The following is a 24960-nucleotide window of genomic DNA, read 5'->3' as shown; positions in this document are numbered from 1 at the left end:
GAATGTGGAGTGAAGAACAAATAGAAGAATATTTAAAAAAAAATTTGGAACAAAAAAGATTTAAGCATAGTATAAGTGTTAGGGATACAGCTATAGATATGGGTAAATTTTATGGTGAAAATATTGAAAAATTAAGAATAGCTGGCCTTGTACATGATTGTGCTAAAAATATAAAAGGCTATGAATTAATAAATATAGCAAGAAAACATGGTTATAAGATTGATGATGTATGTAAGAAAAGTCCACAATTATTACATGGATTAGTTGGTTCTATAATAGCGAAGGAAGTTATGGAAATTAATAATAAGGACATATTAAATGCTATAGCATACCATACTACTGGTAGAAAAAATATGACTATGATTGAAAAGATAATATACTTAGCAGATTACATAGAACCATTAAGGAAATATGATGGAGTAAATGAGTTGAGAAAAATAGCATATAAAGATATAGATAAAGCCATGATTGAATCCTTTAATGTAACAATTAAATTTGTTATAGAAAGAGGTCAATTAATTCATCTTAATACTATAGAGGGGAGAAACTATATATTAAAAACAGTGGGTGAATAATATGAAAAAAAGAAAAAAGGGTAAAAAAAATAAAACCATCAGAACTATTATAATTTCTATACTACTTATAATAGTAGGAGTATGTGCTTTTATGTATTATTATCTATTAGGATTTAGTAAATCCAGAATAGGTCAAGGAGGCTTGGCTTCTATTGATACAAAGGAAGTTATTCCAGGTGAACCAGTAAATATATTAGTTATGGGAGTGGATATAGGTAATCCAAATAATAAAGCTGAACCTCAGCGAACAGATACTATAATGTTAATTAATTATAACCCTAAAGTTAAAAAATTAAATGTAGTATCTATACCTAGGGATACTAGAGTAGTTATAAATGGAAAAGCTCAAAAAATTAATGCTGCTCATGCTATTGGAGGGGTAAGCTCTCTTATAAATTGTGTAGAAGAACTTTTACATGTGAATATAAATTATTATGGAAAAGTGGATTATAATGGATTTAGAAAAATCATAGATAGTATTGGTGGTATAGATATGGATATACAAAACAATATGGATTATGATGATGCTTCTCAGGATTTGCACATACACTTTAAAAAAGGTGAAAAAGTGCATTTAAATGGGAAAAAAGCAGAGGAATTTTTTAGGTGGAGAAAAAATAATGATGGTACAGGATTTGCAGAAGGAGATTTAGGAAGAATAGAGAACCAACATATTTTTATAAATAAAGTAATAGATAAAATTAAAAGCCCTGCTATAATACCAAGAATACCTGGGTTAATGACTACATTACCTAAATATGCAGAAACTAATATGAAGCCAGAAGAAATTATAAAATATGCTTATACTTTTAGTAGAGTAGACAAGGAAAATATGAATGTAACTACACTAAAAGGAACACCAAAATATATTGGGCAAGTATCGTATTTTATATATAGCGAAAATCAAAATAAAGAATTAATTAAGGAATTACAGGGTAATGGAAGTTATGATGGTATAACTAATAGTTTTAATAGGTCTGGTGCATATGTAAATATACTTAATGGTACAAATATAAATGGATTAGCCGCTAGATTATCAAATAGATTAAAACAAAAAGGTTATGTAAATATAACTACTGGTAATGGTAAAAAAACAAATGAATCAAAGATACAGGTAAGTGGAGTAAGTAAAAAATCAGTCTCTATAATAAAAAGAGATTTTGGTATAGAGAATGTTGAAATTATAGATTCAAATAGTGAAAAAGTCACCATAACTGTTTTATTAGGAAAAGATTTTAAAGAGACCAAGTAATTTACATAGGATGTGAAAAATGAGTAATAGTTTAAAGTTCAATTATGTAGATATTGAAACAAAAAAGATAAGGGAATACTTAAGGAATAATTTAAAGCTGTCAGGCAGACTTATAAAATCTTCTGCAAGAGATGGAAGGATAATGGTAAATGGCAAAAGAGTTAATTTAAGATATATGTTAAAAGTAAATGATGTAATAGAAATTGCTATCACAAAGGATGAAAGTCAAAACATTGAACCAGAAAAGATGAATATAAAAGTTGTATATGAAGATGAGGATCTTATTGTTGTAAATAAGGAGCCTTATATGGTAGTACACCCAACTAAAAGCCATCAAAGTGGTACATTATCCAATGGATTATTGTATTACTTTAGGGAAAAAGGGGAAAAATGTATAGTAAGACTTGTAAGCAGATTGGATAGAGATACATCAGGCCTTATAATAATTGCTAAAAATCAGTTTTCCCACATGGCATTAGCTAGAGATATGCAAAAGGATAATTTTAAAAAAGAATATATAGCTATAGTACACGGAGTAATAGAAAAAGATGAGGAAACTATAGATGAACCAATATATAGATCAGAAGAAGGAAGTATGAAAAGAGTGGTGGACTCTAGAGGGCAAAAAAGTGTTACACATTATAAGGTATTAAAAAGATTTAAGAATTCCTCCTTAGTACATCTTAAATTAGAAACTGGTAGGACTCACCAAATCAGGGTTCATTTAAATTATTTGAAACATCCTTTGTTTGGTGATGTTTTATATGGTGAGAATTATGAAGACAGTAACTATATAAAAAGGCAGGCTTTACACGCATATAAATTAACTTTCCCTCATCCAAGAACAGGTCAATTATTAAAGTTACATTGTGAATTGCCAGAAGATATGGAAAGACTATTAAATATATTGAAAAATAAGAGCTAATAATTAAAATTAATTATTAGCTCTTATTTTTCTTTTTAGTTTTATTGTAAATGTTATAATAAAAATTCCTGCTAAAAATACACAACAAACAATAATTATTTTTAAAACATTAGAGTTTTTATTAGCAAAGAAACTTTTGTTTACTACGTGATCACAGTTACTTACTAACTTTATACTACCAATATTAGTATCCTTTATTTTAATAGTAGCATTTGAGATTACATCTCCTTTTTTAAAAGTAACATTATTTAAATTTCTATTTTCTAATTGTATAGTAGGCTTGTCTAGGTTTTCTTTTTTTGTTACATAATAAAAGTCATCAGAGGCTGTTAGTTCAATAGGAATATTTTCAGATTTTACGGTCTTAACTACATCTCCTTTTGAATAAAGTTTAATTAATTTAAAATTTTTAAATGCATAGTTAAAAAGGTTTATAGTATCAGGGAAAAAAGTTTTGTTTTTGTCATGTAACAATGATACTATAATTCTTTCATTATTTTTAGTAGCGCTAGCAACATAAGAATGTTCGGATTGAATAGTATAACCGGTTTTACCACCTTCACATCCGTTAAAATATGAGGATGATAGTTTCTGAACTAATTTATTTTCATTCCATAAAGGTCTGGATTCTTTACATTTGTTAGTTGGACTAATTTTGTATGCGGAAGTAGTAGCAATAGATATATAATCAGGATATTTAACTAATTCTCTCATGATTAAAGCTAAATCTTTTGCAGAGGTTCTATGTTTTTCATCATACAATCCACTGGGGTTTACAAAATTTGTACTAGTACAACCAAGTTCTTTAGCACGTTTATTCATTAGTTTAGCAAACTCACTTGTTGATCCACTTATGTGTTCAGCTAAAGCTTCAGCACAATCATTAGCAGATCCTAAAAGTAGAGCATAAAGTAAATCTTTAATTTTAAGAGTTTCGCCTTCAAAAATATATATTTTACTACCATCTGCCAAGGGTGGAGTTTTACCAACGGTAACTAAATCATTTAACTTACAATTTTCTAAAGTTAATAATGCAGTCATAATCTTAGTAGTAGAAGCTGGTGGATAAGTAGAATTAGCATTCTTTTCATATAAGATATTACCTGTAGTGGCATCCATGATAACAGCGCCATCTGCAGAAACTTTAGGCAAGGTATCTTTGGCTTTAACAATATTTGAATTTAATAATATAACAAAAAACAACAAAAAAATGAGTAATCTCTTCATCTTATCCTCCTTAACTGTATTAAAAATAATTATATCAGAAATTATAGAAAGATGCGATATAATTTTTGTCAAATAGTCAATAATGATAACATAGAGTTTAAATTTTTAGAGGTGATTTCATTGAAACATAATAAGAAAATAGTAGGTTCAATAATTATTGTATTATTAAGTTTTACATTTCTAATTGTAGGGTATTGTATTTCAAAACCAAAAAAGGTTGAAGAAACAGATATATTTGTAAATAATACTGTAGATGGGGAAAAAGAAATAATAACTATATATATAAATGGTGAGGTAAAAAGCCCTGGTGTTTATGATTTACCAATAGATAGTAGAGTAAAAGATGCACTAAAAATTGCAGGAGGTTTCACCAAAAATGCAGATACAAGCACTTTGAATTTAGCTCAAATATTAAAAGATGAAGAACATATTTATATAGATAAAACTGAAAAGGAGCAAACTACATCAAATATAAAAACAAAAGATAGTAAAGTAAATATAAATAAGGCTTCTAAGGATGAATTAAAAACCATACCTGGTGTGGGGGATATAACGGCAGATAATATAATTAACTATAGGGAGGAAAAGGGAAGATTTAATTCTATTGATGATATAAAAAAAGTAGATAGGATAGGAGAAAAAACTTTTGAAAAGATAAAATCTAAAATAGATATTAAATAGATAATACTGATTATTTATATATTTATTTTTTTAAAACATGAGTTTTAAGTTATTATTTTTTAATTATATTTTTACTAATAATTACAAATACATATATAATAACCTATAAATTTATGGATAAAATTGCTATAAAGTTTTTATTAGTATACAACATAGTAGTAAAATGACAAAAAAGGTTATTTAAATTAGAATTGCATATAGATCTATTGTAATATATAATAAAATTAGAAAATTTACCTATTATATGAAAAATATCAATTATTTCTTTATTATGAAGGAATTTTATTACATATGTAGAATATGTACATATATAAAAGGTGTTAAGGGGGGTAGATTGATGGTTGACTATAGCCCAAAACAGCTAAAACTAAAGAGAAGTGACAGCATATTTAAATATATTAGCTATATTGGTGATTGTACACAAACTAATAGTCAATTAGAATTCCTAACGATAAAAGATATCTTACTTATAGCAATTAATGAAGAACTATATTATAAAAGCAAAAGTAATAAAATAAGATTATTAATATTATTAGCATTAGTAAGTTTAAAAGACGAAAGAAAAGATAACCCTAATACTAATGAAATTATTCAAAGAATGAGTGTTATTCATAAATATTTTAATATAGAAGATCCTGAAATAATAAATAAAGTTGTTTATTTTAAGCCGGATAAGGATAAAATAGGGGTTCTAATAGATAATGCCAAAAATGAAGTTTTGGAAGGTAAATTTGACAATGTAATATTTCAGCAAACTTTGACTTAAAAGGTTTATATGAGGGGATTAATTTTTATGTCTTTTGATAAATGGCATTATTATAAAATAAGGTCCTTGAAAATTCAAGGTTTTTTTATATTTTTCAATGTTGTAAATATAATGGCATATTATACACCTATTATTATGAAGATAGTAAATTCATATAGTAGGTGTGTTTTTTATTATGAATATAAATATAAAAGTTGGGCAGAATACTAAATAAGATAACCTCTTCTTTCCCTGCTTTATGCGGGGATTTTTTTAATTTTAAACATAGTATTTTAATTAAATTTAATATAATGATGTAATCTATTTAGATTTTTTATATATTTTTATGAAATAAATTTTATAATTTTTGTAAATTATATATATTGAAAGGAGTTGTAATTTATGCATAGAGAAGATAAAAAGCAAGCCCAAAAAGGAAATAAAAAAGGTGGTAATCCAGATATAACACATGTAGATGAGATGAAAAAACATAATAATAAAAATAAAAATTCTTGATAATATAACAAGTTTTTATTATACTTTAATTGCAATAGGTAGTGAGATTTACTTACTACCTATTTTAAATTTGGGTTGTAAAATACAATAAATAATAATACAATTATTTATTGTAATGAAATTATAATTTACTTTATAAAAAATATTTGTAGATACAAGGGTTATATACCTTGTAAATGAAGATATAGTAAGGAGACAAAGAATTATGTATAAATTACTTGTAAAGAAAATAAATGAAGAAGCTAAATTACCTGATTTTGCCCATGATGGAGATGCAGGAATGGACTTATATTCAGTGGAAGATAAGATTATAGAGCCTGGGGAAACACAATTAATACACACAGGGATAAGTCTACAGCTTCCTAATGATACTGAAGCTCAAATAAGACCTAGAAGTGGATTGGCACTTAAAAATTCTATAACTGTTTTAAATACTCCAGGAACAATAGATGAGGGATATAGAGGAGAAATTGGAGTTATTTTAATAAATCATAGTAAAAAAATTTTTAAAGTAGAAAAACATATGAAAATTGCTCAAATGATTATAAAGCCCATATATAAAACAGAAATTTTGCAAGTAGAGTCTTTAACTGATACTAACAGGGGAGAAAATGGATTTGGATCAACTGGGATAAAATAAATTGAAATTAATATAGAAAGTAGTGAATTAGTAGAGTTGGTAGATAAGGATTTATCATTACAATGGATTTTTGAGGAAAATATCGGTTTTGATATAGCATTTAGTAAAAAATTTTATTTTGGAGAAATACAAATGGTATTTTTATTAGATAATAATTTTATTAAGAAAGTTAATATATATTCTGATATAGTAAATACTGATTTACTAATTAGGTTAGAAGAGGCTTTAAATGGGATTTTGTTCAAAAATAAGGAAATTATTAATGCTATTAATAGTATATATCTAAATGAATATGAAAAAGAGATAATATTGAATATACAACAATGGTTTTGGCAAAAAGAAAAAAAGCGTTAAAGAAAAAAACTGGCTTAAGATTATTTTAAGCCAGTTTTTTTACTCCATTTTTACAGGGTACAATAATCTCCAGTTAACTTTATCAACTAATGTAAATATAATTTCTCCTATAATAATTGCAGTAACTAAATCCATTAATACATGTTGTTTAACAAATAGAGTTGATAATATTATTATGGAGGAAATTGAACATACTATAATTTTTAATGGTTTGTTAGTATCATATAATATTCCTTTTATTACTAAATAACAGGTTAATACATGAATACTAGGGAAACAATTAAATGGTTTATCTAGTTTGTATATTATTAATGTCAACTTAGTGAATATATCATTTCCATACAACATTGGTCTAGGAACTGTAGTTTGAAAAAAGAAATATGTTATATAACATACTATTAGTCCAATATTTATACTTATCAAGGTTTTATAGTATACCTTTTTATTCTTAACGCATAAATAAAAAAGAGTAAAGAATATAAAAGGATACCATAGTATATAAGGAATAATAAATTCTTTTAAAAATGGTGTGTATTTATCAAAATCTGTAGCAATAATATATGCTCCTCTTTCATTGTTATTTAAAACTCCATAAAAAATATTAATTATAGGAATTGAGATTAATGCTGATAAATGAGAAATATTGCTTTTAATTTTTTCCATTGGTACCTCCTAAAATATCTAAATAGTATAAAAAATATGCTATAAATAATATTGTAATATAATCTTCTTAAATAAATCTAAACATAAATCTTAAATAAATCTTAAATATTTTAGACGAAATCTTATAGGTAGTTTATGCAATAAATCTATTTTTATAATTATAGAAAAAATTAGTACAAATTAGTAAAATATATGGAAATAAACAGGGAAAAATATAATAGATTCATATAGTAATTCTTTTTTTAAACGATAAATAAAATATTACTATTTGAAATATATAATTAGTGGGTGATAAAATGAAAATCCTTGTATTTGATAATTTAAATAAAAAGTTTATAGATTCTATCTCGCAAGGTGGAAAGCATGAAGTTATAACAATAAAAAGTGAAAATTTGGATAAAATCAGTGATGAGTTTAATGATATAGATATAATGGTTGGTTGGGGAGATATTGATGATTTTACAAAAGAAAGAATTAATAGTGCAAAAAATCTAAAATGGATACATACCCTTGCTGCGGGAGTAGATAAACTTCCATTTAACTACCTGAAAAAGAAAAATATAATAGTAACTAATTCTAGTGGAATACATTCGATACCTATTTCAGAACATGTTTTTGGAATGTTATTATATTTTACTAGATCACTTAATGTTTTTGGGGAGCAAAAGAGCTTAAAGGAATGGAGAAAAGCTAGTGTATATGAATTATTTGGAAAAATTATAGGGATTATAGGTATAGGGAGTATAGGAAAAGAAATAGCTAAAAAAGCAAAAGCTTTTGATATGACTGTTTTAGGAGTGAAAAATAGCAAATGTGATGTTAATTATGTTGATTACGTATATACATTAGATGATTTAAATATAGTATTAAGTAAGTCTGATGTAGTGGTAGTAGCTCTTCCTTTAACTGATATGACGAAGGGTCTATTCTCTACCAATGAGTTTAATAATATGAAGAAAGATTGCATTTTTGTAAATATAGGTAGGGGAAAAATAGTAAATGAAAAAGCGTTAATTAAAGCTTTACAAAGAAAAAATATAAAGTATGCATGTCTTGATGTATTTGAAGAGGAACCTTTATCAATTGAAAGCCCTTTATGGGATATGAAAAATGTTATTATAACTCCTCATATATCAGGGGATTCGCATAAATATATGGAAAGAGCTATGCAGATATTTCTTGAAAATTTAACTAGATTTGAAAATGGAGATAGTTTAATAAATTCAGTAGATCTATTGAAACAATATTAAAATTTTTAGGAGATGAGATAATGATTATAGGAAGTGCTAGAATGTATTTACAAGTTCCATGGGTACATTCATTAAAAGAGAAAAGAATGATACTTCAAAGTATTATTAAAAGGGTTAGGAACAAATTTAATGTATCAATAGCTGAAATAGATTATCAAGATATACACCAATCTATAGGATTAGGTATAGCATGTGTATGCAACGAAGCTAAATATGCTAATACTATAATACAAAATGTTGTAGCATTTATAGAAAATAATACTGAAGCACTGGTAGAAGATGTTGAGATTGAAATATTATAATTAAAAGGTGAAATATATGGAGGTATTATTAAATGACGAAATGGTATAATAGCAGCTGGAATGAAGTTATAAAAAAATTAAATAGTAATGCTACTATGGGGTTAAGTGAAAATAGAGTTAAAGCATTACAGGATCAAAACGGTAAAAATATTATAATTATACCTAAAAGCAAAAGTTTTTTATTTGTATTTTTGAAATATATAAAACAGCTTTGGGTAATATCGCTGATAGCCTCTGTAGCAATGTTTTTTTATACAAACCATATATATATTTCAATAATGTTATGTATAATTATTTTAATGAATTTATTTTTATTAACTTTTATAGATTACAAGGAAGAAAAAAGTTTTTTAGAACTTGAAAAATTAGATGCTAAAAAGGTTGCAGTAATTAGGAATGGTAAGCAACTTACCATATCTTCAGAAGATTTAGTAGTAGGGGATGTAGTGGTTTTAAATAATGGTGAGATAGTTCCTGCGGATTTGAGAATTATAAAATGCGATTCACTTAAGGTTATAGAAGGAGCAGTAACAGGAGAAGGATATACTGTGGAAAAATATCATACTAAAATTGAAGACAATGAAATACCTTTAAGTGAGATGAAAAATATTTTATTTAAGTCTTCTGTCATAATGGATGGAACTGTTAGGGCTGTAGTTATAGCTACAGGTATGAATACGCAAATAGCTAATATATTAAATATTATGTTTGAGGAAAAAGAGGAGAAATATTTATTGAAAAATAAGTTGCAACAACTTATAAATAAATTTAGTATTTTTGCTTTAATTACAGTATTAACAATGGGATTAATTAATTTTTTAACTGGGAAAAATATAAATGAAATTTTATATAATGGAGCATCTATACTTATAGCATTTATACCAGAAACAATATTTATAATTATAGCTATAGCTTCTCATATAATTATAAATTCTTTTAATAAAAAAGGTGTCAAGTTTAAAAATTTATCTGTGGTTGAAAATATTTCCCAAACATCTCTTATATGTGAGGATAAAGTTGGGGTATTTTCAGAGGAGAATGCTTATGTTGAAAAAATATATGTAAATGAAAAAATACTTAATTATTCAGATATTGATATTAAAGAAGAAATAGATAAAAGTGGAAATATAGAAAGAATGATACACATAGGATTGCTTTGTAATAATACTAAAAAAATTGGAGATGAATTTAAAAATTTTAGAAATGACTTATTTGAAATAGGTATTATAAACTTTGGAATGAATCAGGGTATAATAAAAAACAATTTAGAATTAATTCATGAAAGAATATTTGAGGTACCTTTTGATACAGAGAGAAGAATCATGACTACTATAAATAAGGTGGATGAAAATTATAGGGCAAATGTTAAGGGAGCAGTAGATTCTTTGTTGGGGAAATGTACGCATATATTAAAAAATGGTATAGAGAAAGAAATTACAGAGGAGGATATTAGAAAAATTAAAAATGCTGATATAGCTATGTCTAACCATGAATTATCTGTTATGGGGTTTGCATATAGGAATTTTAATTATGAACCAAGCCTTAAAGAGAATATAGAAAGCAATTTGGTGTTTGCAGGACTTATGGGATTTTATAATCCAATAAAACCAGAAGTAAATGAATTATTAAATATTAGTAAAAGTATGCATATAAAGTCAATAATTATAACAGAAGACAATAAGTTAACAGGACAAGCTTTTGGTAAAAATTTAGGGGTTCTAGGAAGAATAAAAAAGGTTTTATCAGGAGTAGAAATTGATAATATGGGGGAGGATGAATTTGAGAGAATAATAGAAAAAGTGGCCATATTCTCTAGGGTGTCTTCTAAACATAAAACAAAAATAGCAAAATACTATAAGGAACATGGACATTTTACAGTAATGACTGGAGAAAGAGTTACTGATTTACCTTATTTAAAAATGTCTAATATAGGAATATCCATAGGAAAGAGCAATATTGTAAAAAAACTTGCAGATATTATTATTAAAAATAGAAGTTTTAAAAATTTATTACATATTATAAAAAGTTCTAGACAATTAGTTAGTGTTATAAGAAAATCAATTATTTATATATTTACATGCTCTATTTCTCAAGTTATATATATATTAATGTCTTCTATTATGGGAAATGTTAATTCGTTACTTCCAAGCAGTATAATATTTACTAATAGCATAACTATAGCTTTATCGTCTATAGCAATTATTTTAGATTATAGTAGTGAAAAAATCAATTATGTGCCAGATAATATAGATAAGTCTATTTTAGATGATAATAAATGGGAAATGGTGTGTAAAGGACTAATTATAGCTATAATGTCATGTTTGGTTTTATATATAAATAAGGATTTGCCAAAGGATATAAATGAAGTATTAGGCTATACAGTATTAAATCTAAATTTGGTTTTTTATACGATTAGTTTTTCAGAAAAATATATTTTTAAAAATTTATATTCTAATATTGCTATTGCAGTAAATGTTATTATGCAAATACTATTTATATTTTTATTTAATAATAATAATATTGAAAATCTATTAAATTTAATAGTATGGAAAAATTCTGCTATTATTATATTAGTATGGATAGCAGTTATATTTATTAAGAAAAAAATAAAAAGATATGATGAAGTTTTAATATAGAATTCATAGAAAACTTTATTCAGTTTAAACCTCCATGTAATTGGGTAAAATAATAACATGGAGGTGTTTTCTATTATGTTAGAAAATATTTTTCAAACTATAGCATTGGGAAGCAATGTTGCATTTCTGGATATACCCCAGGAGGATTATAATTTAAACCATATAAAATTAGATTTAAATATTGCACAAGAACTAGTTAGGGTCTATTTTAAAAATAATGGTAAAAGTTTAATGGCTGAGGTAAAAGATGTAGACATTAATAGTGATATTAATAGAGTTAAAATAACGGTAGAGGTTAAAAATTAGTATTATGAATAAACCATTAGTATATTATTCTTTAGCATTATTAATAGGATCTATGTATTCATTAATGAAAAAAAGCAGCTTATTATTAGGAATTGTTATAGCTGCATTTTTTTTATTAGTAGTGTTTTCTACTACTAAAATAAATTTTTTTATAATAACACTATTGTTTTTCTTAATGGGTGTATTAAATTTTAATTTATACTTTAGTTTTACTCCATGTAAAAATAATGAAATAAGAGTATTAGAAATAAAAGAAAATTACCTTATTGGAAAGTGTAAAAATAGGTATTTAGTATTAAAAGGCGAAGTGGACTTTGTAAAATGTGGAGAAAAAATATCTGTGAATGGGAAATATAAAAGAGAACCTATTTATGAAAAAGGCATTGTCGGAACTCTTTTTATTAAAAACTATTCAATAAAAGATAGAGATTTTATATATAATACATATAGATTTAAAGAAAAATTAAAAAAGGAATTTTTGAAAAATTTAAATAAGGAAAGAACCTCTATTATAATGTCATTATGTTTTGGTGATGATAGTATGCTTTCAAAAGAGGATAAAAATAATTTAAAAAAATTAGGGGTTATACATGCTATATGTGTATCAGGATTTCATTTATCTATAATATATAAGACATGTGAAGGGATAGGAGGCATTCCATTAGGTATAGGCATGGCTTTTGTTTATACTATTTTTACGGGTTTTAAATCTTCTACATTAAGGGCATTTATAATGATAGTTATATTAAAATTATCTAAGATATTATATAAAAATTATGATAGAATTTCTTCCCTGGCATTGGCATTTTTAATGTTATTATTGGCATGTCCACATTACTTTATGAATATTGGATTTGTATTGTCTTTTTTATCTACACTAGGTATTATAATCTATAGTAAAAAGATTGGGATGAAATTATATATGTTACCGAATAATATAGGATCATCTTTAAGTTTAACACTAAGTGCTCAAGTGTTTACCTTGCCGTATTTATGTTTTACTATAGGGGATATAGGTGTAGGATTTTTATTAGGAAACATAGTACTAATCCCTCTATATTCTTTAGTAGTTATAATAGGTAATATATCATTGATATTCGTAAAGATACCCATAGTATTTGCGTCAATATGTAAATTGTTAAATTTAATTTGTATAATAATAGAAGGGGCTATATATATATTATTAAGAATCACTCCAAATATGATACAAACTGGAATTAAAGAAGGGCTTTGTTTTATAATGATATATATTAGTTTTGTCATGATAAGAAAGGGACATAATAAATTTAAGTATTTTCCTTTATATTGTGTAGTAAGTTTATATATAAGTTACTATACATTATTTCCTGAGATATATTTTATAAAAAAACAAGGAATAACATCTACATTTTTAAAACATAAGTATAATTGTGTAATGGTATGTAATTATGATATGAATAAAAGTAAAGAAGTTTTAAAATTAAAAGAAAAGTTTAAACCAAACAAGGTTATAACCAATATAGAAAATGGTGCCAATGTAAAGTTGAGTAATAAGTACTATATATCATTTTATAAGGATAAAATATTTATTAAAAATAAGGAAAGTAAAAATCTTTTATCTTATGATATAATGGATAGGAATTTGGAAAATTGTTTGTTATATAAAATTTTATTCGATAAGGTTTTATTTGAGGGGGATATTAAATTTTGATAAATTTATATGAGTTTCAGAATAATATAAAAAAGAATGAAATAAATAAAAGCTATTTATTTTGTGGTATAGATGAAGAAATAATAAAAGAAAATATAAAAAAATTAGTATATGCATCAGTTAGTCAAGAATTTATTGATTTAAACTATGTAAAATTTGATGGAAACAACATAGATGATTTTAATAAAGTTTTAAATGCTTGTGAGACCTTACCATTTATGAGTGATAAAAAGATTGTATTAATATATAGAGCTGATTTTTTAGGTGAAGGTGATGATGGAAACAAAAAAAAATTATTTAATGCTTTTAATGATTATATAGACAATATACCAGAGAGTTGTATATTAATAGCCTACTATGTATTCAAAAATAAAAGAGAGAAGCCGAGTTATAAAATATATAAGCTAAAGAAAAAGTGTTGTGTAGTAAAAGTTGATAAAATAATAGGAAGGCAGTTAGAAATTAAAGTAAAAGATTTATTTTTACAAAAGAATAAACCTATATCTAATTTTGAATTAAAATTGTTTTGTTCAAATTTACCTAATGATATGGGGGTTATAGAAAATGAGGTTGAAAAACTATGCTGCTATACTATAGATAGAGATATAAAGAAAGAAGATATACAAAACATGTATCCTAAAAAGAATGATGATGATATTTTTGATTTAGTAGATTTAATAGGAGATAAAAAAATAAAAGGTGCATTGGAAATTTTTAATGAACTTATATATAAAGGTGAAGATATATTAGGAATTGTATATATGATAGAAAGACAGTTTAAACTTTTGTATATAATAAAACATGAAGTAGAGAGTGGGAAAAGTATAGAAACTATAACTACTAAAGTAAGATTGCCAGAATTTATATGTAAAAAACTTTTAAATCAAAGTAAAAAATTTACATTAAAACAAGTAAAAAAATCTATAGATATATGTTTAAATACTGAGGAGAAATTGAAAAGTTCTACTATAGATAAGAAAGTTGAATTGGAATTGATGATTATAAATGCTATGACTATTTAAAAAATATATAAAAATAAATAACCGGTTGAAAACCGGTTTATTTATTAAGCATTTAATTTTGCTGCTAGTCTTGATTTAGTTCTTGCAGCCTTATTTTTATGTATAACACCTTTTGAAGCTGCCATATCTAAAGCTTTAACAGTTTTATTAAATTCAACTTTTGCTTCTTCAGCTTTTCCTTCAGCAACAGTAGCTAAAAATTGCTTTATATTAGTCTTTAAAGCTGATTTAACCATTCTGTTTCTTAAAGTTTTAGTTTCGATAACTTTTATTCTTTTTTTAGCTGATTTTATGTTTGCCATTTTTTCACCCCCTTTATTTTTATAGGGTCTCAGCAGTTTTGGGGAAATCTGCGTATGAGTCTAAATTATTAACAAAGCATATTATATCATTTATTTATTAGTACTTCAAGTAGATTTTGTCTTTTATTTAGAGGAATATGAATATTATATTTAGGGAACAATAAGACAAAATAGGTATGGAAGGGAAGGAACTGTATGGTAAGTATTAGAACGGATTTAGCTGTTGAAGCAAAGGAAATATATGAGGAAAAAAATAAGGGCAAAATACCTGGTGTAGAAATGAATGAATTTAGAGATGGTTTTATAAAAGTAACAGATGTAAAAATTGTAAGTGATGAAGGGGAAAAAATTATGGGCAAACCTAAGGGGAATTACATAACTATGGAAATCCCTGAACTTACTGGTTACGATCAAGAGTATATGGAAGATGTAAGTAGAGTATTAGCTAAAGCGATATCTCCTTTGATAAAACTAGATGATAGTATGACTGCTATGGTGGTAGGGCTTGGAAATTGGCATGTTACACCAGATGCATTGGGACCAAAGGTTGTGGAAAAACTTATGATAACAAGACATTTAAAACAGCTTATACCAGATAGCATAGATGAAGGGATAAGACCTGTATGTGCTATGGCGCCGGGAGTGCTAGGTCTTACAGGTATAGAAACAGGAGAAATAATTAAAGCTATTGTAAATAAAATAAAACCTAATTTAATAATATGTATAGATGCTCTGGCATCTAGAAGACTTGAAAGGATTAACAGAACTATCCAAATTGGAAATACAGGTATATCTCCAGGAGCTGGGGTTGGAAATAAAAGAATGGAAATAAGTGAAAAGACTTTAGGAATTCCTGTAATTGCAATTGGAGTACCAACTGTTGTAGATGCAGCAACAATTGCAAATGATACTATTGATTTGGTATTAGATGAAATGATAAAACATGCTAAAACAGGAGGAAAGTTTTATGACATGTTAAATCAATTAGATAGGAATGAAAAACAAAGAATGATAGAAGAAATACTAAATCCATATGTTGGGAATTTAATGGTAACTCCAAAGGATGTGGATAGTGTTATAGATAGTGTTTCTAAAGTAATTTCCACGGGAATAAATATAGCACTTCAACCAGCCTTAGAGTTAAAGCAAATAAATAGCTATTTAAATTAAGATAATAATATAGTTAATAGTATAAAAAATAAAGACCCCTCATATAATTTAATATGCATAAACTTATGAGGGGGTATACTATGGATTTTAAAAAACTTAAAGAAAAGCATATCATAAGTTACTGGAAGAGAAAAAGAAATAGATTTAAACCTTATATGCTTATAATTTTTGTGTGGTTTATTGTATTTATTACAATACCTTTTGCAGTAAAGGCTAATAATGAAGAGGAAAGTGCTAGAGGAGACATGTTTTATGTACAAGTATTAAATAGCAGTTTCCCACTGGTAAAAGCTACGGTATTTGATGAAGCGGATATAGGGGAGAATAGATATTCATTTAAAAGGGAAACGTTAAAATTATTTGGAATAGATATATATAATCCTGAGTCCTTAATTGGTAAGGAAATATCTTGTATGAAAACAGATAAAGATGGACAACTTACTGCTAGAGGAGAGTCTACAGATACATTATTTAATTCTTTTAAATTAAATGATAAGTCTGTATCTAAAAATGGAGGAGATAAAACAAAGGATGTAAATCTACCTAATAAGACTGTTAACGTATATGAACCTAATTTAAAAAAACAAATAAATAAAGCAAAACCTGAAGTGTTTATATATCATACGCACACTTGTGAAAGTTATAAACCAGAAAATGTAAGCAGTTTAGATCCTAGTAAGAATATATGTGCTATAGGTGATGAACTAGCCCATCAGCTTGAGGAGAACTATGGTATATCAGTAATTCATGACAAAACAGTACATGACGCTAATGCTTATACGCAAAGTTATAAAAGATCTGGTGTAACGGTAGATAAATATTTGAAAAAGTATGGAGATTTTAAGCTTGTAATAGATTTACATAGGGATTCTGTAGAAAATAAAACTGCTGTTACTACAAAGTTAAATGGAGAAAATGTGGCGAAATTTATGTTTGTTATGGCAAGTAAGAATCCTCATTTTAAAAATAATATGACTCACGTAAATAGTATGATGAATATATCTAATAAACTTTATCCAAACTTTTGTAGGGGAATATTATACCGTCAACACGGTGTAAGTTTTTATCATCAAAATAAAAGTAATAATTCTATATTGATTGAATGGGGTTCTCATATAAATACTTTTGATGAGGCTAAAAATTCCGCTAAATATATGGCAAGAATAATAGCAGAACACATGAATGGGAAAAAGTGAATAAAAGGTAATTAGAAAGGACATCCTTATAATAAATAATAGATAGTTATGAGAATCTATTAGGATTTAAATTAGGGGTGTTCTTTTTATGAAGAAAAAAACTGTATTAAGATTATTGGTAGTGTTTTTTATAGTTATATTTATAGGAGCTATTAAGGTAAGCAGTACTTTACCTAATTTTATAAAAGACAATTCGAAATTTAAGGTTATTTATAATACAAAACCTTTTAACTTAACGTTTGAAACAGATAAGTATATATTTTATATAAATAAAAAATCAATTGATAACATTAAAAATTATATGAATAATTTTCTAAATGGAGTTTTTAGTAATATAAAAAATAAAAGTGATGGATTTAAGAATAGAGTGATACTTTCTACTGAGGAAACTAAAGAGACATTAGTTAATATCTCAGATAGGTTAAAAGAAAAAACCAAAGATATTCTTCGTAAATCTAATTAAAAAAATGGAATTTATTATATAAGTATATGCTTTGCATAAAATAGCGGCTATAAATATTGACATATCACCTTAAACATATGCTATAATTTAGTTTGAATTATTGTACAATGGAGGTAAAATTCATGCAGAGCGAAAGACAAAAACATATAAGAAATTTTTCAATAGTTGCACATATAGATCATGGTAAATCAACACTTGCAGATAGATTATTAGAAAAGACGGGAACATTAACACAAAGAGAAATGGATGAACAAACCCTTGATACTATGGAACTTGAGAAAGAAAGAGGCATAACAATAAAATCTCAAGCGGCTAGACTTATATATAAAAGACCTAATGGAGAGGAATACATATTAAATTTAATAGATACCCCAGGTCATGTAGATTTTAATTATGAGGTGTCAAGAAGTTTAGCCGCTTGTGAAGGGGCTATATTGGTAGTTGATGCTACTCAAGGTATACAAGCGCAAACTTTGGCTAACTGTTATCTAGCCTTAGATCATGATTTAGAGATAGTTCCAGTTATAAATAAGATAGATTTACCTAGTGCAAGACCGGATGATATAAAAAAAGAAATTGAGGATGTTATAGGAATAGAAGCATCTGATGCACCACTAGTATCAGCTAAGACAGGATTAAATATCCAGGATGTTTTAGAAGCGGTGGTTGCTAAAGTCCCAGCACCGCAAGGGGATGAAGATGCACCACTAAAGGCTTTGATTTTTGATTCCTATTATGATAGCTATAAGGGAGTAGTTTCCTATGTTAGAATAAAAGAAGGTGTGGTAAAACCTGGAACTAAAATAAAGCTAATGGCAACAGGGAAGGTTTATGAAGTTACAGAAGTAGGAGTTTTTGTTCCACAATATATGAAAGTTGATGAACTTAGAGCTGGAGATGTTGGTTATATTACAGCATCAATAAAAAATGTTAGGGATGCTAGAGTAGGAGATACTATAACAGAAGCAAATAGATCTGCAGATAAAGCATTATCTGGCTATAGACCAGCGGTACCAATGGTATTTAGTGGAATATATCCTGTAGATGGGGCAAAATATGAGGAACTGAAAGAATCCCTTGAAAAATTGCAAATCAATGATGCAGCTTTGTCCTTTGAACCTGAAACTTCAATAGCACTAGGATTTGGGTTTAGATGTGGTTTTTTAGGATTATTACATATGGATATTATTCAGGAAAGAATTGAAAGAGAATTTAACTTAGAAATTATTACTACAGCACCATCTGTTGTCTATAGAATAGGGAAAACTGATGGAGAAGTATTAGAAATTACTAATCCAGCTAATTTACCAGATCCTTCGGAAATAGACTATATGGAAGAACCTTTAGTAAAAGCTTCTATTATAACTCCATCTGACTATGTTGGACCAATAATGGAACTATGCCAAAATAGAAGGGGAGTATTCAAAGATATGCAGTATATTGAAACTACTAGAGTAGTTTTAAATTATGATATACCTTTAAATGAGATAATATATGATTTCTTTGATGTATTAAAATCAAGAAGTAGAGGATATGCATCCCTTGACTATGAACTTAAAGGTTACAAAGAAGCAGAACTTGTTAAGCTTGATATATTATTAAATGGAGATATGGTAGATGCTTTGTCCATGATAGTACCTAAAGAAAGAGCTTATTTTAGAGGAAGAAATATGGCTGAAAAGTTAAAAGAATTAATTCCAAGACAAATGTTTGAAATACCAATTCAGGCAGCAGTAGGGTCAAAAGTAATAGCAAGGGAGACGGTAAAGGCTCTTAGAAAAGATGTTTTAGCTAAATGCTATGGTGGGGATATATCTAGAAAAAGAAAATTATTAGAGAAACAAAAAGAAGGTAAGAAGAGAATGAGACAGATTGGATCTGTTGAAGTGCCACAGGAGGCATTTATGGCAGTTCTTAAAACGGAAGAATAGTTTAAATATGAAGAGTGAAGAGGAAATGGTATGATATCTATTTTATCTTCACTTTTACCTATTACATAAAATTTTTATAACTAAGGGAGAATTATTCAAAATGAAATATACAAATAAAGAAATTGCTTTATATATTCATATACCCTTTTGCAAACAAAAATGTTTATATTGTGATTTTCCATCTCATTGTAATAAGGAAGATTTAATGTTTGAATATATTGAAGCATTATGTAAGGAATTATATTCTATAAAAAACACTAAAATTAAAAGCATATTTATAGGTGGAGGTACCCCTACATATTTAGATATTAAGCATTTAAATATGTTAAAAAAACCTATAGATAAATTAGAAAAAACTAAAAATATTGAATTTACTGTTGAGGTAAACCCAGGAACCGTAGATTATAATAAATTAATTTGCTTAAAAGAGTTAGGAGTTAATAGACTTAGTATAGGGTTACAAGCTTGGCAAGATGAGATATTGAATAAAATAGGAAGAGTTCATAGTATAAAGGATTTTTTGGAAGGGTATAATAAAGCTAGAATCATAGGCTTTAATAACATAAATATAGACATTATGTTTGGTTTACCAGGACAGAATATGAAAAAATGGAAAGAAACTTTAAGAAATGTTGTGGATTTAAAACCAGAACATATTTCTTGCTATAGTTTAATTATTGAAGAAGGTACCCCATTTTATAAAATGTATGAAGAAAATAAATTAGAATTACCTAATGAAGAAATAGAACGTGAAATGTATAAATATTGTGTGGATTTTTTAAAGGATAAGGGATATTATCAATATGAAATATCAAATTTTTCAATTCCTAATAAAGAATGTATTCATAATTTAGTGTATTGGGATACAAAAGATTATATAGGTTGCGGAAGTGCAGCTCATTCATTTTTAGATGGATTAAGATATAAACATACAGATAATATAGAAGAGTATATAATAAATGTAAAAGCTAATAAAAATATAAATCTAGAAGAACATAAAAATTCTACAAAAGAAAGTATGGAGGAATTCATGTTTATGGGGCTTAGAAAAATTAAAGGTATAAATATTGAGGAATTTCAAAAAAGATTTAAACTAGACATATATGAAATATATGGGAATACAATAGAAAAATATTTAAATAATGGATTGCTGATAAATAATAATAATAGTTTATCTTTGTCAGAGGAAGGCATACAAGTATCTAATAGAATAATGTGTGATTTTATATTAAATTAATTATAGTAGTATTTTTGAGAGAATCATAGTTTTTTTGAGAAAATAGCATTAGAAACTATTATAAATGTTTTATATGTGTTTAAATGCTACTATTAATTATTTAATATAGTTGACAAATATCAGATAGAATGATATTTTTTAATCATAGTAGTTAGCACTCAACAAGAGCGAGTGCTAATAAAAGAGGTGATTTTATGGAAATGGATGAAAGGAAAATAAGAATACTTCAGGCTATAATTAATGATTACATTGACACTGCTGAGCCTGTAGGGTCCAGGACCATAGCTAAAAAGTATGACTTAGGAGTAAGCTCTGCAACCATTAGAAATGAAATGGCAGATTTGGAAGAAATGGGTTATTTAGAACAATTGCATAGTTCTTCAGGTAGAAAGCCATCAGATAAAGGGTATAGATTATATGTGGATAATCTTATGGAAATACAAAGTTTATCACCTATAGAAGAGGAAATAATAAGAACACATATTTTAAAATCAGCATTATATGAAATGGATAAAGTAATAAAACAGGCTACTAATATATTAGCTGAGTTAACAAGACTCACTTGTATAGTTAAGTCTTATTCAGGTAGAAGAAGTTGTATAAAATCCATTCAATTAATTAATGTTGATGGAAATAATATTTTAATAGTAATAATAGCTGATACAGGAATTATAAAGAATAGTTTAGTAAAATTAAAGAAACCTGCAGATACAGATATATTATTAAAATTAACTAACATATTAAATGCAAGACTCAATAATTTGACTATAGAACAAATTAATTTAGAAGTTATAAATGCTTTAAAAATAGATTTAAAAGGATATGAAGATATATTTGATGCTATTATACCAGTACTTTATGAAAGTTTAAATAGTATAGATAATTGTGATATATATATGGAAGGAACTACAAATATATTCAATTATCCAGAATATAACGATATAAAAAAGGCTAAAGATTTTTTAGCTTTAATTGATAATAAGGATAAGGTTAAAAACTTAATTAATAGTACTGATCGTATAAGTATAAGAATTGGAGAAGAGAATTTTCTAGAAGATGCAAGGGACTGTAGCGTTATAACTGCTGTATATAGTTTGAAAAATAGACCTCTTGGAACTATAGGGGTTATTGGACCAACAAGGATGAAATACTCTAGGGTTGTATCAATGCTTGGAAAAATAATTGGTGAAGTCAATAATATATTAAATGAAGAATTTAAAGATGAATAGAAATAATTAGGTTTTGTGGTCCTTTTTAAATATAAAAAAGTTAGAATGGAGGCATGTTAGCATGGCAGAGGAAAAAAATAAGGATAAAGATTTAAAGGATGTTTTTGATGATGAAAAAGTAGAAAATGAGGAAACTTTGGATGAAGCAGAGGTAAAAGAAGAGCATGAATTTGAAAATATAGATAATGAAGTAGAAAAATTAAATGAAGAAAAAAATACTTTAAAGGATAAAAATGAGAAATTGAATAATGAATTAAATACTTTAAAAGACAGACTAACAAGAGTAACAGCGGAATATGACAATTATAGAAAGAGAACAGCTAAAGAAAAAGAAGGTATATATTCAGATGCTTGCGAGGATGTATTAAAAGAAATGTTACCAGTACTTGATAATTTAGAAAGAGCATTATTAGCTGATGGAACTATGGAAGATATCAAAAAAGGTGTTGAAATGACAGTTAAACAGTTCTATGATGCTTTGGAAAATTTAAAAGTTGAAGAAATCTCAACTGAGGAAGGATTTGATCCTAATTTTCATAATGCTGTGATGCATATAGAAGATGAAAGTTATGATGTAAATCAAGTAGCAGAGGTATTTCAAAAGGGATTTAAAAGAGGAGAAAAAGTTATAAGATTTAGTATGGTTAAAGTAGCTAATTAAAATAGAAAACTTCTATTTAATATATATTTTTAGTCCTAAAAGGATAAATTAAGGTGAAAGGAACTTAAGGAGGTAGTTAAATATGGCAAAAGTAATAGGTATCGATTTAGGTACTACAAATTCATGTGTATCAGTTATGGAAGGTGGAGAACCTGTAGTTATTACTAACTCAGAAGGAGCAAGAACAACACCATCTGTTGTATCTTTTCAGGCTAATGGAGAAAGATTAGTTGGGCAAGTAGCAAAAAGACAGGCTATAACTAATCCAGATAAGACTATAATATCAATAAAAAGACATATGGGAACAAATCACAAAGTGGATATAGATGGTAAGGAATTTACCCCTCAAGAAATTTCAGCAATGGTACTTCAAAAATTAAAAGCAGATGCTGAAAGCTATCTTGGAGAAAAAGTAACTCAAGCTGTAATAACAGTACCAGCTTATTTTAATGATAGCCAAAGACAGGCCACTAAAGATGCTGGAAAAATAGCAGGGCTTGAAGTTTTAAGAATAATAAACGAACCAACAGCTGCAGCTCTTGCTTATGGATTAGACAAAATGGATAAGAACCAAAAGATATTTGTTTATGATTTAGGTGGAGGAACATTTGATGTATCAATACTTGAATTAGGTGATGGAGTATTTGAAGTTAAAGCAACAAATGGTAACACTAAATTAGGTGGAGATGATTTTGACCAGAAAGTTATGGATTATATAGCTGAAACATTTAAAGCTGAAAATGGAATAGATTTAAGAAATGATAAAATGGCTCTTCAGAGATTAAAGGAAGCTGCAGAAAAAGCTAAAATAGAATTATCATCATCAATGCAAACAAATATAAATTTACCTTTTATAACAGCTGATGCAACAGGACCAAAGCACATAGATATGAATTTAACAAGAGCTAAGTTTAATGAGTTAACTCATGATTTAGTTCAGGCTACTTTAGAGCCAATGAAGAAATCATTAAATGATGCAGGTCTTTCTATAAATGAGATAGACAAAGTTTTACTTGTAGGTGGTTCAACAAGAATACCTGCAGTTCAAGATGCTGTTAAAGAGTTTACAGGAAAAGATCCTTCAAAGGGAGTTAATCCGGATGAATGTGTTGCCGTGGGTGCTGCAATTCAAGCAGGTGTTTTAACAGGAGATGTTAAGGATGTATTACTTCTAGATGTAACACCATTAACTCTTGGAATTGAAACTTTAGGTGGAGTTGCTACTCCATTAATAGAAAGAAATACAACTATTCCAACAAGAAAGAGTCAAGTATTCTCAACAGCTGCAGATGGTCAGACTTCAGTTGAAATTCATGTAGTTCAGGGTGAAAGACAAATGGCAGCAGATAACAAGACTCTAGGAAGATTTACTTTATCAGGAATAGCTCCAGCACCAAGAGGTATTCCACAAATAGAAGTAACTTTCGATATAGATGCAAATGGTATAGTAAATGTTTCTGCTAAGGATAAAGGAACAGGAAAGGAAGCTAATATTACAATCACAGCTTCAACTAATTTATCAGATGATGAAATAGATAAGGCAGTTAATGATGCTAAGAAGTTTGAAGAAGAGGATAAGAAGAGAAAAGAATCAATAGAAGTTAAAAACAATGCTGATCAGGTTGTTTATCAGACAGAAAAGACATTAGAAGAACTAAAAGATAAGGTATCTGATGAAGATAAGAAAACTATAGAGGAAAAATTAAATGCTCTTAAATCTGTAAAAGATGGTGAAGATTTAGAAGCTATAAAAAAAGCTACTGAAGATTTAACTCAAGCATTTTATGCAATTTCATCAAAAATTTACCAAGAATCAGCAGGAGCCCAAGGGGCAGAAGGATTTGATCCAAATAATATGGGAGGACCAAATCAAGAGGCAGCAGGTAACCAAGATGATAATGTAGTAGATGCAGATTACAAGGTAGAAGATGATAAATAATTATATTAACTAAATCAGCATAAATAGTGTATAATATTATAGTTGAGA

At 26.9% G+C, this 24960-nt stretch carries 25 protein-coding genes; 22 read left to right on the top strand and 3 right to left on the bottom strand.

From position 1 onward, the window contains the following. The first annotated feature begins 2 nt into the window (after positions 1-2). From yqeK to EJL03_RS03480, 3 genes are read left to right on the top strand one after another with little or no spacing between them, the layout of a single operon-like run. On the top strand, positions 3-575 hold the full coding sequence (gene yqeK / locus EJL03_RS03490) for a bis(5'-nucleosyl)-tetraphosphatase (symmetrical) YqeK (protein WP_125152589.1): 573 nt from the start codon (positions 3-5) through the stop codon (positions 573-575). A gap of 1 nt (position 576) precedes the next feature. After that, positions 577-1827 (top strand): LCP family protein, encoded by a 1251-nt coding sequence (locus EJL03_RS03485; RefSeq protein WP_243108634.1) that lies wholly within the window; start codon positions 577-579, stop codon positions 1825-1827. 19 nt (positions 1828-1846) lie between these two features. Further along, positions 1847-2752, top strand: a complete 906-nt coding sequence (locus tag EJL03_RS03480; RefSeq protein ID WP_125152588.1) for an RluA family pseudouridine synthase — start codon at positions 1847-1849, stop codon at positions 2750-2752. A gap of 9 nt (positions 2753-2761) precedes the next feature. Here the strand turns inward: EJL03_RS03480 and EJL03_RS03475 are convergent, their stop codons facing one another. Continuing rightward, entirely contained in the window at positions 2762-3979 is a 1218-nt protein-coding gene (locus EJL03_RS03475) for a D-alanyl-D-alanine carboxypeptidase family protein (RefSeq protein ID WP_125152587.1), read from the bottom strand. A gap of 120 nt (positions 3980-4099) precedes the next feature. Here EJL03_RS03475 and EJL03_RS03470 point away from each other — a divergent pair, with 120 nt between their 5' ends. From EJL03_RS03470 to EJL03_RS03455, 5 genes are all read left to right on the top strand, one after another. Next, entirely contained in the window at positions 4100-4660 is a 561-nt protein-coding gene (locus tag EJL03_RS03470; protein ID WP_125152586.1) for a helix-hairpin-helix domain-containing protein, read from the top strand. A gap of 337 nt (positions 4661-4997) precedes the next feature. Continuing rightward, entirely contained in the window at positions 4998-5426 is a 429-nt protein-coding gene (locus EJL03_RS03465) for a hypothetical protein (RefSeq protein ID WP_125152585.1), read from the top strand. Positions 5427-5453: 27 nt separating this feature from the next. After that, positions 5454-5636: a hypothetical protein gene (locus tag EJL03_RS15950; RefSeq protein ID WP_164508993.1), complete on the top strand. Its 183-nt coding sequence runs from the start codon at positions 5454-5456 to the stop codon at positions 5634-5636. Positions 5637-6126: 490 nt separating this feature from the next. Continuing rightward, positions 6127-6561, top strand: a complete 435-nt coding sequence (gene dut, locus EJL03_RS03460; protein ID WP_125152584.1) for a dUTP diphosphatase — start codon at positions 6127-6129, stop codon at positions 6559-6561. A gap of 36 nt (positions 6562-6597) precedes the next feature. Then, positions 6598-6915, top strand: coding sequence for a lipoate protein ligase C-terminal domain-containing protein (locus EJL03_RS03455; RefSeq protein ID WP_164508992.1), 318 nt, complete (start codon positions 6598-6600; stop codon positions 6913-6915). A gap of 39 nt (positions 6916-6954) precedes the next feature. On the opposite strand, the gene EJL03_RS03450 is transcribed toward EJL03_RS03455, so the two are convergent. Beyond that, positions 6955-7578 (bottom strand): phosphatase PAP2 family protein, encoded by a 624-nt coding sequence (locus EJL03_RS03450; protein ID WP_125152582.1) that lies wholly within the window; start codon positions 7576-7578, stop codon positions 6955-6957. Between the two features lie 296 nt (positions 7579-7874). Here EJL03_RS03450 and EJL03_RS03445 point away from each other — a divergent pair, with 296 nt between their 5' ends. The 6 genes from EJL03_RS03445 to holA all read left to right on the top strand — a co-directional run bounded on the left by EJL03_RS03445 (position 7875) and on the right by holA (position 14784). After that, the gene (locus EJL03_RS03445; protein ID WP_125152581.1) at positions 7875-8828 is read left to right on the top strand and encodes a D-2-hydroxyacid dehydrogenase; all 954 of its coding nucleotides are present in this window, start codon (positions 7875-7877) and stop codon (positions 8826-8828) included. Between the two features lie 20 nt (positions 8829-8848). Beyond that, on the top strand, positions 8849-9130 hold the full coding sequence (locus tag EJL03_RS03440; protein ID WP_125152580.1) for a DUF503 domain-containing protein: 282 nt from the start codon (positions 8849-8851) through the stop codon (positions 9128-9130). 32 nt (positions 9131-9162) lie between these two features. Further along, positions 9163-11766 (top strand): P-type ATPase actuator domain-containing protein, encoded by a 2604-nt coding sequence (locus EJL03_RS03435; protein WP_125152579.1) that lies wholly within the window; start codon positions 9163-9165, stop codon positions 11764-11766. A gap of 75 nt (positions 11767-11841) precedes the next feature. Further along, the gene (locus EJL03_RS03430) at positions 11842-12072 is read left to right on the top strand and encodes a hypothetical protein (RefSeq protein WP_125152578.1); all 231 of its coding nucleotides are present in this window, start codon (positions 11842-11844) and stop codon (positions 12070-12072) included. 4 nt (positions 12073-12076) lie between these two features. Continuing rightward, entirely contained in the window at positions 12077-13762 is a 1686-nt protein-coding gene (locus EJL03_RS03425) for a ComEC/Rec2 family competence protein (RefSeq protein ID WP_125152577.1), read from the top strand. Further along, complete coding sequence (gene holA, locus EJL03_RS03420; protein WP_125152576.1) at positions 13759-14784, top strand: DNA polymerase III subunit delta; 1026 nt, start codon at positions 13759-13761, stop codon at positions 14782-14784. The genes EJL03_RS03425 and holA overlap by 4 nt, the downstream gene beginning before the upstream one ends. 44 nt (positions 14785-14828) lie before the next feature. Here holA and rpsT read toward each other — a convergent pair whose 3' ends face one another. Next, entirely contained in the window at positions 14829-15086 is a 258-nt protein-coding gene (rpsT, locus tag EJL03_RS03415; RefSeq protein WP_125152575.1) for a 30S ribosomal protein S20, read from the bottom strand. Between the two features lie 195 nt (positions 15087-15281). On the opposite strand from rpsT, the gene gpr reads away from it, so the two are divergent. From gpr to dnaK, 8 genes are all read left to right on the top strand, one after another. Beyond that, on the top strand, positions 15282-16256 hold the full coding sequence (gene gpr, locus EJL03_RS03410; RefSeq protein ID WP_125152574.1) for a GPR endopeptidase: 975 nt from the start codon (positions 15282-15284) through the stop codon (positions 16254-16256). Positions 16257-16336: 80 nt separating this feature from the next. After that, entirely contained in the window at positions 16337-17452 is a 1116-nt protein-coding gene (locus EJL03_RS03405; protein ID WP_125152573.1) for a stage II sporulation protein P, read from the top strand. Positions 17453-17540: 88 nt separating this feature from the next. Next, positions 17541-17915 (top strand): hypothetical protein, encoded by a 375-nt coding sequence (locus tag EJL03_RS03400; RefSeq protein WP_125152572.1) that lies wholly within the window; start codon positions 17541-17543, stop codon positions 17913-17915. 122 nt (positions 17916-18037) lie between these two features. Next, entirely contained in the window at positions 18038-19846 is a 1809-nt protein-coding gene (lepA, locus tag EJL03_RS03395) for a translation elongation factor 4 (protein ID WP_125152571.1), read from the top strand. A 100-nt stretch (positions 19847-19946) separates the two neighbouring features. Then, positions 19947-21083, top strand: coding sequence for a radical SAM family heme chaperone HemW (gene hemW, locus EJL03_RS03390; RefSeq protein ID WP_125152570.1), 1137 nt, complete (start codon positions 19947-19949; stop codon positions 21081-21083). A 194-nt stretch (positions 21084-21277) separates the two neighbouring features. Next, positions 21278-22312 (top strand): heat-inducible transcriptional repressor HrcA, encoded by a 1035-nt coding sequence (hrcA, locus tag EJL03_RS03385; RefSeq protein WP_125152569.1) that lies wholly within the window; start codon positions 21278-21280, stop codon positions 22310-22312. A gap of 61 nt (positions 22313-22373) precedes the next feature. Continuing rightward, complete coding sequence (gene grpE / locus EJL03_RS03380; protein ID WP_125152568.1) at positions 22374-22973, top strand: nucleotide exchange factor GrpE; 600 nt, start codon at positions 22374-22376, stop codon at positions 22971-22973. An 82-nt stretch (positions 22974-23055) separates the two neighbouring features. Continuing rightward, entirely contained in the window at positions 23056-24912 is a 1857-nt protein-coding gene (gene dnaK / locus EJL03_RS03375; RefSeq protein WP_125152567.1) for a molecular chaperone DnaK, read from the top strand. Positions 24913-24960: the final 48 nt, after the last annotated feature.

Origin of the sequence: Clostridium rectalis, from assembly GCF_900626095.1 — a bacterium.
Lineage (GTDB): Bacteria > Bacillota > Clostridia > Clostridiales > Clostridiaceae > Clostridium_AS > Clostridium_AS rectalis.
Note: the sequence above shows the minus strand (reverse complement) of the source record. Positions and strands in the feature narration are given on the sequence as shown.